Source organism: Vibrio sp. A8-1 (assembly GCF_013048685.1).
Classification (GTDB): Bacteria; Pseudomonadota; Gammaproteobacteria; order Enterobacterales; family Vibrionaceae; genus Vibrio; species Vibrio metschnikovii.
In genome coordinates this window covers 31,463-45,099 of sequence record NZ_VHTC01000006.1, presented here as the reverse complement: position 1 = coordinate 45,099, position 13,637 = coordinate 31,463, and the positions used below count along the sequence as shown (strand labels likewise).

Annotated in this window: 11 protein-coding genes and 1 pseudogene; 3 read left to right on the top strand and 9 right to left on the bottom strand. The window is 44.9% G+C overall.

Annotated features, from left to right (window positions below; all coding sequences use genetic code 11):
- From FKN93_RS04745 to sapA, 4 genes are read right to left on the bottom strand one after another with little or no spacing between them, the layout of a single operon-like run.
- Positions 1–990 carry an oligopeptide/dipeptide ABC transporter ATP-binding protein gene (locus FKN93_RS04745; protein ID WP_004395112.1) on the bottom strand — a complete coding sequence of 330 codons (990 nt, stop codon included), beginning with the start codon at positions 988–990 and terminating at the stop codon, positions 1–3.
- Entirely contained in the window at positions 990–1,877 is an 888-nt protein-coding gene (gene sapC / locus FKN93_RS04740) for a putrescine export ABC transporter permease SapC (RefSeq protein WP_154167955.1), read from the bottom strand. The genes FKN93_RS04745 and sapC overlap by 1 nt, the downstream gene beginning before the upstream one ends.
- On the bottom strand, positions 1,864–2,826 hold the full coding sequence (locus FKN93_RS04735; RefSeq protein ID WP_004395114.1) for an ABC transporter permease subunit: 963 nt from the start codon (positions 2,824–2,826) through the stop codon (positions 1,864–1,866). Before FKN93_RS04735 ends, sapC begins: the two co-directional genes overlap by 14 nt.
- A complete protein-coding gene (gene sapA, locus FKN93_RS04730; RefSeq protein ID WP_170904589.1) occupies positions 2,826–4,448 on the bottom strand; it encodes an ABC transporter substrate-binding protein SapA in 1,623 nt (540 codons plus the stop codon). Before sapA ends, FKN93_RS04735 begins: the two co-directional genes overlap by 1 nt.
- 303 nt (positions 4,449–4,751) lie before the next feature.
- Here sapA and FKN93_RS04725 point away from each other — a divergent pair, with 303 nt between their 5' ends.
- Positions 4,752–5,309, top strand: coding sequence for a DNA-3-methyladenine glycosylase I (locus FKN93_RS04725; RefSeq protein WP_040904250.1), 558 nt, complete (start codon positions 4,752–4,754; stop codon positions 5,307–5,309).
- Between the two features lie 32 nt (positions 5,310–5,341).
- Here FKN93_RS04725 and FKN93_RS04720 read toward each other — a convergent pair whose 3' ends face one another.
- Together FKN93_RS04720 and cls are read right to left on the bottom strand one after the other, a co-directional pair.
- A complete protein-coding gene (locus FKN93_RS04720) occupies positions 5,342–6,538 on the bottom strand; it encodes a cystathionine beta-lyase (RefSeq protein ID WP_004395116.1) in 1,197 nt (398 codons plus the stop codon).
- A gap of 32 nt (positions 6,539–6,570) precedes the next feature.
- The gene (gene cls, locus FKN93_RS04715) at positions 6,571–8,025 is read right to left on the bottom strand and encodes a cardiolipin synthase (RefSeq protein ID WP_170904588.1); all 1,455 of its coding nucleotides are present in this window, start codon (positions 8,023–8,025) and stop codon (positions 6,571–6,573) included.
- A gap of 344 nt (positions 8,026–8,369) precedes the next feature.
- Here cls and FKN93_RS04710 point away from each other — a divergent pair, with 344 nt between their 5' ends.
- Together FKN93_RS04710 and FKN93_RS04705 are read left to right on the top strand one after the other, a co-directional pair.
- Positions 8,370–9,704: a sodium-dependent transporter gene (locus tag FKN93_RS04710; protein ID WP_004395118.1), complete on the top strand. Its 1,335-nt coding sequence runs from the start codon at positions 8,370–8,372 to the stop codon at positions 9,702–9,704.
- Between the two features lie 266 nt (positions 9,705–9,970).
- A complete protein-coding gene (locus FKN93_RS04705; RefSeq protein ID WP_161425556.1) occupies positions 9,971–10,669 on the top strand; it encodes a TIGR01621 family pseudouridine synthase in 699 nt (232 codons plus the stop codon).
- Between the two features lie 127 nt (positions 10,670–10,796).
- Here the strand turns inward: FKN93_RS04705 and FKN93_RS04700 are convergent, their stop codons facing one another.
- The 3 genes and pseudogenes from FKN93_RS04700 to FKN93_RS04690 all read right to left on the bottom strand — a co-directional run.
- Positions 10,797–11,429, bottom strand: coding sequence for a CDP-alcohol phosphatidyltransferase family protein (locus tag FKN93_RS04700; protein WP_170904587.1), 633 nt, complete (start codon positions 11,427–11,429; stop codon positions 10,797–10,799).
- Entirely contained in the window at positions 11,422–12,069 is a 648-nt protein-coding gene (locus tag FKN93_RS04695; RefSeq protein ID WP_170904586.1) for an ATP-binding cassette domain-containing protein, read from the bottom strand. Before FKN93_RS04695 ends, FKN93_RS04700 begins: the two co-directional genes overlap by 8 nt.
- Before the next feature lie 3 nt (positions 12,070–12,072).
- Positions 12,073–13,569 (bottom strand): annotated as a pseudogene (locus FKN93_RS04690) (thiamine ABC transporter permease); the annotation flags it as partial.
- Between the last annotated feature and the right edge of the window lie 68 nt (positions 13,570–13,637).

Below are 13,637 nucleotides of genomic sequence, written 5' to 3'. Positions count from 1 at the left end.
TTATGGCTCCATATTCAGTGGAAAATGACAAGCAAACTTATGGCTTTTAATGAATCGAGTGGCAGGCACTTCGACACATTGACGCTGAGCATAAGGACAACGAGGTCCTAAGCGACAGCCGATCGGGAGATGTTGCAATGGGGGAATGGAGCCTGGCAATGATTGCAGCTTCTGTTTGTGAGGTATCCAATCACTGAAATCGGGCATCGCTTTGAGAAGCGCAACGGTATAAGGGTGCTTAGGCTCAGTCATGATCTTAGGTGTATCGGCGGATTCCACGGATTGACCACAATACATAACAGTGATGCGCGTTGCCCATTGGGTAATGGTGGTTAAGTCATGGCCGACTAACAAAATAGAGGTATTATTGACTTGGTTCATCCGACTGAGTAAACGTAAAATTTGTGACTGAGTAATGGGGTCCAAGTCATTTGTCGGTTCATCGGCAATCAACAATTTCGGTTTTGCTGCAATCGCCATGGCGATCATCACTTTTTGGCATTCACCATCGGTTAGCTCATAAGGGTAGCTTGCCATGATTTTACGATGGTCTTTAATACCGACTTTATGCAGTAAAGCAATGGCTTGTTTTTTCCGCCAAGTAAAACGCTCCCACCAACGCCCTTCAAAGGTACGCGAGGGGATGGATTCAATCAACTGTTCACCGACTTTATCAGAGGGGTCAAGGCAGGTTGAGGGTTCTTGAAAAATCATGGCAATATCACGAGCAATGACTCGTCTGCGTTCACGGGGGGTCAGTTGGAGCAGATCAATATTGCCAAGACGCATCCTATCGGCAGTAATTCGCCAGTTATCTTTGCTCACCCCCACAATGGCTTTAGCGACTAAGCTTTTACCTGATCCAGACTCGCCAACTAAACCTCGAATCTCGCCTTCATTCATGGTTAAGCTCATACGGTCGACCGCTTTAACTAACCCTTGCGGCGTATCAATTTCAATCGTGAGATGGCGAATATCTAACAGCGGCATTATTCCACTCCTGCATTTAAGGCTTGACGGACGCCTTCACCGACTAAGTTAATCATCACCACAGTAAACATAATCGCGATGCCGGGTAGCGTCACCGTCCAAGGTGCTAAGTAAATCAGCTCCACAGAATCACCGAGCATGGCTCCCCATTCGGTACTGGGTGATTGAGCGCCTAAACCTAAAAAACCGAGGGCTGAAATATCTAAAATCGCCACCGACAGCCCTAATGTGATCTCGGCGGCAATGACCGGTAGTACGTTAGGTAATATGGAATACCACAAGAGATAAATATCACTCGCTCCATCAAGGCGAGCGGCCAAAATATAATCTTTCTCTACCTCGTTATGTACTGCGATATAGACTGAGCGAACAAAACGCGGGATCAGGGCTAAGCCGATAGCCAATAAGACATTAAATTCGCCAGGCCCTAAGAAAGCGACGAAGATTATTGCCAGTAGCAAGGAGGGAATGGACATGACCGTATCTAATAAATGATTGAGGGTGCTTGAGAGCAGCCCTTTGGTCATGCCCGCTAAAATACCAATTAAACATCCGATGAGCGCTGCGATAAAGGTGATCAATAATGCAGAACCCAAGGTTGAGCGAGATCCATCAATCAGACGAGATAAAATATCACGCCCGAAATCATCAGTGCCTAAAAAGAATTTGACGGTCCCACTGGGATCCCAAGATGGCGGCATTAATAATTCTCCTGACTGACTATGAGGATCGTGTGGTGTGATCCAATAAGAAGTCAGCGTGAGAAAAAGAACGATTAATAAACACCATAACCCAAACATAGCGAGATTATTGGCTTTAAAACTCCGCCAAAAACGCTCAAATTGGGTCGGGATGTGCTCTTCTTGGTAAATACTATTTGTTAGCATACCACTCTTTCCTTATCAGAGGGTTGACGAGGGTTCCGACGAGGTCTGATAAAATATTGGCGGTTAATACCAATACACCAATCACAATTACCCCGGCTTGCATAGATACGTAATCCTTGTTGGAGAGCGCTTCCAGCAGCCAGCGGCCGATGCCAGGCCAGTTAAAAATCGATTCGGTAATGATCGCCAGCGTCAGCATACTGGAGAGTTCAAAACCAAATTTAGGGATAATTGGTGGAATCGCGTTAGGCAGAACATGTTGGGTAATGATCCGATAATACGATAGCCCCTTAATACGAGCGGCACGAATATAGTTCTGAGCCATCACATCAGAGACAGATGCACGCATTAATCCGATCACTTGCGTGGTTGGCGCTAGAGCCAGCACTAAGCAAGGTAAAATCATATGCTCAATCACACTTTGTAGTGCATAGTGGCGATCCGGCCCTTGCGCAAGAAAGGCATCTATTAATGCAAAGCCAGTTATGGGTTGGATTTGATAAAGTAAATCATAACGTCCGGCAACAGGCAGTGCTTCATAATTGAGTGAGAATAACATGATCATCATCAGCGCGACCCAAAAAATCGGAGCCGAATAACCAGAGATTGAGGTAAAAGAAATTGCCGTATCCACCCATTTTCCTTGCTTCATACCAGCAATGGTGCCGACAGGAATTCCAATCACAAGCGCTAGGGTAAAGGCAATTAAACACAGTTCTAAGGTGGCTGGAAATACGAGCAATAGTTCGTCTATGATCGGCGTGCCATTTTTATTGACGCCAAAATTTAAACGAGCCAGTTCTTGCACATAAGACCACCAGCCTAGCCAGTAATTATCTTGTATCGTATGAGAGCTCGGATCTAATCTGAGTAAGCTATAACCGACTAAGGTTAAAATAAATAAAGTCACCACAAAGAGGTTAAAGCGACGAAACGTATAGTTAAACATTATTCACTTATCCTCTCGATGGTATTGAAAGGTTGCACATTAAATGGACTCAGTTGAAAACCCGATAGTGATGTCGTGTACGCTTTAAATTGTTTGCCATGCGCTAAAGGAATAATTGGAAACTCTTGATTCAGTATATTTTGCGCTTGGGTGTAGAGGTTAAGCCTATAGCGTGGTCGCTCGACTTCTCTTGCTAGATCAAGTAGGAAATCAAAGTCATCATTGCACCACATGGCGACATTAAGACCTGCCCGATTCGCACTACAAGAAAGTAAAGGACGTAAGAAATTGTCCGGATCGCTTGTGTGTCCAATCCAACCTGTCAGCAGTAAATCGACTTCTGTACGTTGTGGCAGTTCACCTCGTTGTAGGCGATCTTCAGCCACCAAGTGCAGTGTAATACCAACCTCGGCCAACTGAGTCTGGATTAATTCTGCGGTTTTTCTTGGACTAGGATTATAAGCCCGAGGTTCATTTGGAACCGACATGGTGAGCTCTAATCCTGAGGTAACGCCAGCTTCACGTAATAGAGCGAGCGCATAGTTACGATCATAGCGAATTTGTACCGTATCTTTTTGATAAGCCCATGAGCTTGGCGGTAGTAGGTTATAGGCGATGCTGCCGGTACCGTAGTACACCGAATCTAAGATATTTTGTCGATTGATCGCAAAATTAAGCGCTTTACGTACCCGAACATCATTCAGCGCTGGATGTGAGGTATTCACTGCAATAAAAGCAATATTCATCGCCGGCTTAGATTTGAGAGTGAGGTGTGGCTGATTTTCGATGATTGGCAGTTGACTGGCGATCGGTGACGTTAACACATCACACTCGTGACGCAGTAACTTAGCCAGCGTTCCGGTACCGCGTTGGGAAATATCAAACACCACTTGCTGCATTTTCGCCGGTCCATTCCAATAGTGTGGATGGCGACGTAAACGAATCAGATCAAGAGGTTGATACTCATCCAAATAGAACGGCCCAGTACCGACGGGATGGGTATCAATATTCGCTAATTGATTACTGGCTTGCAGTTGTTGTGCATATTCCGCCGAGAGGATGACCGCGTGCGCTGTAGAGATATTGGCTAAAAAGGTATTATCTGGTCGAGTCAGAGTAAACTTTACCGTATTAGCATCTAACGCCTCGACCTCTTTGAGAGTATTCGTGATGTTTAAGCTCGTAAACCAAGGATAACTTGCATTATTGATGCTATGAAATGGATGCGTAGGATCGATGATACGTTTGAAACTAAAGACCACGTCTTCTGCATTCAGTGCGCGGGTTGGAGTAAACCAGCGCGTGGTTTGAAACTCAACGCCGGAACGCAGGGTAAAAATATACTCGGTGCCTTGATTAGTCGCATACCACTCACTGGCTAAGCTAGGTTGAATAAAATGAGAATCAGGATCGATGGTGAGCAAGCTATTATACAATTGTGGACTTAAAGCTTCGGAAGTGATGCCACTATCAACCAACTGAGGGTTAAATGTACTAGGGCTACCTTGTCCACAATAGACAAATCCAGATTGGCGGATTTGATGATGTTCGATACTTTCACCACATCCAATTAGCAACATTAGGCCAGATAAGCCTATGGTGTATCGTAATAAACTATTCATAATAGAAGTGCGCATGTGAGCAACGAGGCTAAGCAATATCCCTTTATTCTACTTGAAGTTGTCGTACTATCATACCCAAGTAAAGCGAAGAGCCTCTTTTCTGTGAAAATTGCTGGGTTAGCGAAGAACGCTATAGTATTCGATATTAATCTTGAGCAATCGACATCGATGTTAAGCGCTAATAACATCATCGTGAAGGTTCATCACTCCTCTAGATTTGATTGCTTTTCGGTATCGGTCATCACAGTATAGCGGAATAATTTTATCCTTGAGCTAAACCAAACATCCAACGAGTAGGTAACAATGACGAGTAATTTAACCTGTCCATGGGCACTAAAGCATCCTCTTGAGCGTGAATATCACGATACGGAATGGGGCAGGCCAGCCTATCTGGATCGGGTTTTGTTTGAATTTATCACTTTAGAAGGCGCTCAGGCTGGGCTTAGTTGGTTAACGGTATTAAAAAAACGTCAGGCTTATCGACAAGCGTTTGCCAATTACGACTTGAGCGTGTTAGCTCAATACGATGATGCTGATGTTGAAGCGATCATGAGCCAGTTTGATGTGATTAAACATCGTGGAAAAATAGCGTCGGTGTTTACTAATGCTCGTGCTGCGATAGCGATACAGAAAGAATGTGGGTCATTGAGCGATAAATTATGGTCTTTTGTTGGCGGAGAGCCGAAGATCAACCACTGGCAAAGCGCAGATCAAGTTCCGGCTTACAGTGATGAGTCGAGTGCAATGAGCCACTATTTAAAGCAACACGGGTTTAAATTTGTCGGACCGACGACGTGCTATGCTTTTATGCAAGCGGTAGGTATGGTTAATGATCACCTTTTGAATTGCCCATGCCGATAACTAAAATGTTCAGTTATCGGCAAAACAAGCGTTCAGCAACGAGAGTCCAATACGGTTTGATAGCGTGCAAACCCTTGTTCAAGATCAGCAATTAAATCTTCTACCGCTTCTAAGCCAATATGTAAACGAATTAAAGTCCCGTCAAAATTGGGTCGAGAGACACTTCGTAACTGGGTAAAGCTTTTCGGTTCATTCGCTAAAATTAAGCTTTCAAAGCCACCCCAAGAATAACCCATACTAAAATGTTGCATGCCATCGAGCAGAGCGGTGGTTGCACGAGGATAGCTGGTTTTAAGAACAAACGAGAAAAGTCCGTTGCCACCAGTGAAATCACGTTGGAAAAATTCGTGTCCTGGACAACTGGCGAATGCCGGATGACGAACCTCATCCACTAAAGGATGAGTGGCTAACCAATTGGCCACCGCAAGGGCATTTTGTTGATGTTGCTGTAAACGGACCGCTAAGGTTCTTAATCCACGAAGACCTAAATAAGCATCATCAGGTGAAATGCATTGGCCCATTAAATAGCTATTTTCACGTAATTGGTCCCAATATTCCGCTTTAGCAACGGCAGTACCAAGCATCACATCGGAGTGGCCTACAATGTATTTGGTCGCCGCTTGAATCGATATGTCAACACCATGTTGTAACGCCGCAAACTGAATACCCGCAGCCCACGTGTTGTCCATCATCACAATGATATTTTGTTGATGAGCAATGCGAGCCAAGGTGGGAATATCTTGAACTTCCATGGTGATAGAGCCTGGTGACTCGGTAAATAAAATCTTGGTATTAGGTTGGATAAGAGCGCTGATCCCTTCACCAATCATCGGGTCATAATACGTCGTTTCAACCCCAAATTTTTTGAGTATGGTGTTACAAAAATCACGCGTTGGTTCATAACAGGTATCGACCATTAATAAGTGATCGCCGGATTGAACAAAGGCCAGAATTGCGTTACTGATCGCCGCAGCACCACAAGGGTAGAGGGCGCAACCTGCACCGTCTTCTAATTCACTCATCGCTTCTTGAAAGGCGAAATGAGTAGTGGTTCCTCGGCGACCATAAAAAAGAGTCTTATTGGCTCGATTCACAGTCGCGTGATGCTTATCGGCAACCGTATCAAAAACAATGGTTGATGCGCGTTGAACCGGAGGGTTGACACTACCTTGTGTCCATTTTTTATCTCGACCAGCAGTGATCAATTGAGTTTTTTTATTGTGTGACATGTCAGAGTCCTTGTCTAAAGTTTCCTAGTCGATTACAGAAGAGGATTGAACAGATAAAATACCCGCTCTAAAAAGCGATGCCCTAATGACCGCTTCTCCCACTCACTGGCTTGGACGGCTTGAGATTGGTCGATATAACTTTGTTGTTGCCAATACAATTGTTGAGTGAACTCTTGATCATCAACGGCTAGCGTGACTTCAAAATTAAGCCATAAGCTGCGCATATCAAGATTAACGGTGCCTACTAAACAGAATTTTTGGTCAATAACGACCGATTTAGTATGCAGTAATCCACCATGAAATTCGTAAATAGTGACGCCTGCTGCAAGCAACTCTTCGTAAAATGAACGAGAAGCCCATTGCACCATCATTGAGTCATTTTTTTGCGGAATAATCAATTCAACCGTGATCCCACGTTGTGCCGTCATTTTTAACGTGGCCAATAAATCAGCACTTGGCACAAAGTAAGGCGTGGTAATCCGTACGGATTGATTTGCTTGATGCATGGCAAGAATCAACACTTGTAAAATCAAATGCTCCGGCATTCCCGGTCCGGATGGCACGACTTGTATCGGGTGCTGGGGTTGGCTTGTATCGAGTTGGCATTCAGGAACATTAGGTAGCATCCGCGACCCAGTTTCTACCTCCCAATCCCAACAATGGATAGCTGAGAGGACATTAACGGTAGGCCCAGTGATACGTACCATAATATCAATCCATTGCCCGACGCCGGAGTCTTGCTTGAAAAACGCAGGGTCGACCATGTTCATTGAGCCAGTGTAAGCAATGCTATCATCGATAACGATAATTTTACGGTGCTGACGAAGATCTAAACGGCGAAATAGCATCCGCCAAGGACTGACTTGCAACGCTTCAACGACATGAATGCCAGAACTGCGCATTAATTTGTACCAATGACTACGGAAAAATTTCGGGCTTCCTGCGGAGTCGAGCAATAGTTTTACATCGACGCCGCGTTTAGCCGCCTGAATTAAAGCCGAGCCAACGGCATCAGCCAGACCGCCGGGATACCAGATATAAAACTCCATGCGAATATTATGTTGCGCTTTTTCGATATCAGCGATGATCGAATGGAGGATTTCATTAGGCGAGTTTTGCAGTGAGAGTGTATTGCCGCTTAACGCCGGAATTCCCATGCGACGGTTGCACAGCTCATCAATTTTATAAATATGAGCGCCCATGGTTTCAGGCATATGCGCTTGGCAATCATTGAGCGAACGAAACCATTCACCAAACGGTTTAAACATCTCTTTTGCTCGTTCGGCTCTGGTTCGGCCAAGGTTCAGCTCCCCGAACATGAAGTAACAGATCACGCCGACAATAGGAATGATGTAAATGATCATTAACCAAGCGAGAGAGACGCTCATGGCCTTACGTTTAAGAACAACGCGCAGAGTGACCCCGGCGACCAGTAGCCAATAAATCACGATGCTTGCTAACGTTAAAAAGTGATAAATCTTATCCATATACTCACGGTATTGATTGTTGTCTATGTGGATAGTAAAGGGAAAGCGTCAGAGAAGGAAGGATTGAAAGGTGATATGAAACAGAACTGTACAAAAAAGTGATCGTTAAAAGAAGAATGCGGTGGAGGAACCTAAGATGATCAATGGGTCGAACAAAAAAGCACCAAACAGACAAAAGAGGCTTTATCTTGGTGTTTATTTAGAGCGTTCGGACTTCCAATTTTATAATTAAACTGTTTTACTTGCTATATCCACGTTGATAGTCGTGCTTTGTTTTGGTGTATATTTTTTTGTACACACTAAGGGCGGTTAGCGCGTTTACAATAACATGATGGTATCTATTTATGGCGAGTAGTTCTCGAGGCCAATTCACCTCCCGATTTGGTTTTATTATGGCAGCAGCAGGTTCTGCAGTCGGTTTGGGTAATGTTTGGGGGTTTCCGACTCAAGCTGCGAGTAACGGCGGTGCAGTTTTTTTAATCGTCTATTTACTGATGGTGTTTTTATTGGCGTTTCCTATGCTGGTGGCCGAATTGACCGTAGGGCGTTATGGGCAATCTAACCCGATACGCTCGTTTCGTTCGGTATGGCCAAAAGGCAAGTTCGGTGCCATCTTACTTGGCGTTATCGGCATGGTCGTCGTCTCTTTAATTCTCAGTTTTTACGCGATTGTTGCTGGTTGGTTATTAGGGTCATTATTTGGCAGCAGTTTAGAATTGGTAGGCATAGAGAGTGCTAGCCAATGGTTAACCACTTTTAGTACCGAACGTAACTTAATTCTGATGATGGCTTTTATGGCTCTGACCATGTTTGTGGTCAGTAATGGCGTCGCAAATGGGATTGAAAAGTGGTCGACTCGTCTGATGCCTCTGCTATTTATCCTATTTGGTTTATTGACGGTGTATATTTTCACTCAGCCAGGCGCATGGGATGGGTTAACCATGTACTTAGTACCCGATTTCAGTCATCTGACACCGCAACTGATTGTCAGTGCGATGGGGCAAGCGTTCTTTTCTCTCTCATTGGGTGTGTGTGTGATGACCACTTATGGCTCTTATCTGAAGAAAGAGACCAACATCCCTAAAACGGCCGCTCAGGTAGCACTGATTGATACTGGTGTTGCTTTTATTGCTGGTTTGATGATCTTACCTGCGATGTTTGTGGCTAAACATAATGGCGTAGAAATTTTTTCTGCCTCGGGTGAGTTACTCAATTCAGATACCTTGGTGTTTACGGTTTTACCTGCCATGTTTGATACCATGGGCACCGTCGGGACATTAATCGGTTTAGTGTTCTTCTTATTGATGGTCATTGCTGCCCTGACTTCATCAATATCCATGCTTGAAGTGCCCGTGGCGTGTGCCACTGAAGAGTTGCAGCAGAGCCGCCGCTCGGCGGTGTTGTGGATTGGCGGTTTAGTTACGTTGTTTTCAGCGGTGATTGTCTTTAATTTCTCGGCGTTATTTGGTCTGGTGATTCAGTTTACTACCGTTTATTCACAACCAATTATTGCTCTCTTGATCACTTTAATGGTCGGGTGGATTTGGCATCGTAATCACATTCTCAATGAGTTAAAGCAAGGTTATCCAGAAATAGAACAAAGCTGGTTTTGGAAAATTTGGCCTACGTATGTGCGTATCGTCTGTCCGGTGTTGATGTTATTGGTCTTTTTTGCCTAATTAACCTGCTTAATTTTCGCCCCAAACACCGTCTGCCATGACGGTGTTTGCGTTTACGGGGCATTGAATAAGTGATTATGAACTTTCAGCATTTGCTGACGTCTAGCTACCACTCCACTTTGTTCGCGATAGAAGCCATCGGTTTCGCTTATTAACTAAACCTAGGTGAAACTTAGCCGTTGCTTTATGATCCTCGGTCTCAATTTATTTTTCATCTACAGTCTGAAGTCGCCGTAGGTGAATATCGTTTTTATTCGGAAAATACCATGTTTGATATAGTTGTGACGCATACGGATTTTTTAGTCGTTAATAAACACCCTAATGTTTCTGTTCATAAAGATGATGGGGAGACGATGTTGCTGCATGAAGTCGGGCAGCAAAGTGGCGATACACAACTGTATTTGGTGCATCGCTTAGATAAAATGACCTCTGGTTTGCTACTGCTCGCCCGCAATGCAGCGGCAGCCAGTGAATTGTCGCAGGCTTTTGCTAAGCGAAAGATTGAGAAATATTATCTCGCGATAGGTGCCAAAAAACCGAAGAAGAAACAAGGGTTGATCAGTGGTGATATGCAACGTTCACGTCGAGCCAGTTGGAAACTCGTACCAACTTATGATAACCCAGCCATCACACAATTTTTCTCTTTACCGGCTGAGCCAGGCGAGCGGCTGTTTTTATGTAAACCGCACACTGGCAAAACCCACCAAATTCGAGTAGCACTCAAATCGATAGGCTCGCCTATCGTCGGTGACCCTATTTATTTGCCGACTAGCCAAGCGGATCGTGGGTATCTGCATGCTTTTGCTTTGCGTTTTTCTTTTCAGGGCACACACTTTGAGTTTGTTTGTGATCCAAGAAATGCCCCTCTGCTGGGCGAAAAATGGTCTTCGCCTATGGTTAGTCAAGGTATTGATAACTGGATTAAACCTTGGAATATCCTCTGGCCGGAGATCAAAGCTCGCTGAGCGAAGTGTTGTGATTAGCCGCTATATTAACCGTTGAATAATTAACCGTTGAATAGTGTCGTTCTATTTCGACCAAAACGGATTGCCCATTAGTGACGCCGTCACCAATGGGTTGTGTCGGAACGTCTTAATGTGAGTTATTGGTTTTCTCTAATGTTGATAGTGTATGAAAACCAGAATAGAGCCGTGTTCCAGTCGTTATCCAACAAGCCGCTGCAAACAGATAGGCAATCAGTGAAAAATAGTCAGGAAAGAGACAAAATAGAACCAAACAAACGATCGTTTCTGTCCCTTCGGTTAATCCACTCATATAATACAAAGACTTATGCTGATAAACAGGGTTGATGATCCCGTGCTTGCTGGCCATGACGGCAAAAGCGAGAAAACTGCACCCAGTACCAATGAACGAAAAAATCAAAAAAGCGCCCGCAATGCTGTTGGCTTCTGGATTCACGAGAATAAAACCAAAAGGGATTAACGAATAAAACAGAAAATCTAAGCTAATATCGAGAAATCCCCCTGCATCAGTGAGTCCTTGAATTTGCGCTAATGCTCCGTCCAGCCCATCACAAAGCCGGTTAGCGAGGATCAGCCATAAAGCCAAAGTATACTGCTCTAATAATAACGCTGGAAAAGCCAAACACCCCAAAGCAAAACCGAAAAGTGTCACCTGATTTGCGGTCACGTTGAGTTCATCCAATTGTTCTGCCGCATAGGATAAGGGGCGGCGAATAACCGGGATAATGTAGCGATCAAGCATTGAGTTGCTCCTCAGGCCATTGGATTACACGATCACAGTGAAGCACATCTTCTTCATCATGAGTGACCATTAAGGTTGGAATTTGCGAGGCTTTTAACTGTTCAAATACCCACTGGCGAAATTGTATCCGTAGTGTTTTATCTAATTTACTGAATGGTTCATCAAGTAGCGCTAGGCGAGGTTGAGCGAGCAGCATACGCAGCAAACTGACTCTGGCTCTTTGTCCACCCGACAGTTGGTCTGGGAAAGACTCCGCTAACGCGAGTAATGATACGTTCTCTAAAGCTTGTTGTGCTTGTCGTTTGCGATGTTGGCCTTTGACTGCATTGGGTAAGGCAAAGGCTAAATTTTCCCACACATTCAGATGCGGAAATAGCAAATCATCTTGGAACAATAAACCAATTTGGCGTTGATGTGGGCGCAGCGTCGTTAGATCTTGTTGATTGAATGTCATCTCTCCACGATAACGAAAATCGGTGGGTAAATGTCCGGCAATAACATTGAGTAAGGTCGACTTACCACAGCCGCTTGGCCCCATTAGGCTGACGATCTCACTTCGATGAATGGTTAAATCAAAATGGCTTAGCAGTGGCTGGCCATCTGGCTTATATAGGGTAAGGTTTTTGAGATAAAAACTCATTAGTTAACGGCTTCTTGTTAAAGATTGAGGCTGAAAGGCGCGACTAAGAATAATCGCAAGCAAGAAAAAAATGAACGGTAACACGGCTTGCCAAAGAGCATAAATCGCCATTACCCGGCGGTCAAAACCACTGGATAGTGTCACCGCTTCGGTAGTAATGGTAGCGAAGCGACCGCCTCCAAGCATCAGCGTTGGTAAATATTGCGCTAAACTCACACTAACCCCTACCGCCCAAGCGTAGAGCATAGCCGGCCTTAATAAGGGGGCTTTAACTCTACAAAAGATAGACCAATCACTTTTACCTAAACTGGCGGCGATTTTATGGTAGTCAGCAGGGTAGCTTTTCCATGCCCCATCAAGCGCAAGATACACCAGCGGAAAGGCAAAGAAGAGATGCCCCCAAACGACCCATAAGACATAGTTTGAGCCTGAGATCAGTAAAGTGAGAATTTGTACGCCAAACAATAAAGAGAGTGCAGGGACTAGCATTGGCATGACAATCAAATAGGTCGGTACTGAGCGAGGCGAAGCTTGACGATACTCATGAGTGAGGACAGCAAAAAACAGTGCTAGGCTACCACTGACCAGCGCTAAACCAACACTTTGATAGAGAGCGGGGAGCATGGTTGGCCACTCCGCTAGCCAAAAACGCCAGCTGTATTCGCTGGGCCACAACTCAGGAAAACGCCAACGCTGAGCAATGCTCCATAGCATCATCAGAGGGAAAATACTCAAAGAAATAAAGCACACTAAACAGAGTAAGCTTTTTCCTGGTAAGAATAAGGCGTAACGGCCTGACCACATCCATTGACGGCATAAACCCAAGAGTATGCGTTCAATCAGTAACACCGATAGCAGCATGATACTCGCTAATCCTAAGAGCAGTAACGCGCCAGCGGCGGCGCGGGGAATTTGCTGCAGATCGGCATCACTGAACCATTGCCAGACTAAGACTGCGAAGGTCGGAGGGGTATTCGGACCTAAAATTAGACTGAGATCGACCACCGAAATACCGTAGCTAGTGACAGCAAATAAGGCAAAGCGCATTTTAGATAGCCATTGTGGAAAAACCAACTTACACCAAGCTTGACGAGGTGAGTAGCCGAGAGAGGCCGCAACGGTGAGTAAGGACGGAATGCGTAATTGTTGTACCACTGAGAGGCTCATCAAAAGTAGAAAAGGAACTTCTTTTAATGCTAAGGCGATAGTGAGTCCCAGCGCGTAGGGATCTTGAACTAGCCAAGTGGCACCTTGAGTGGAGGGTTGATAGCCCGACATGGCATGGATCAAACGCGAAACCATTCCTGTTGGTGCAAATAGGAAGGCAAAGCCAATCGCAAAAGCTACATGAGGAAGAGCAAGCAGCGCGGATAACGCATGTTCAACCCTTCGCCAATATGGAGAGTGCCAAAGCGAGGCTAAAATAGCAAAACTGATCGCTAAGGCAAGGTAGGTACTCAATAGGGTTGAGCTAAGCGAGAGCAGCAATGAACGTTCAATATTGGCATAGAGTATAACGAGCCATGATTAAGTTGTGTTAGCGGACTGTCATGCCTAAAGCGTATGCG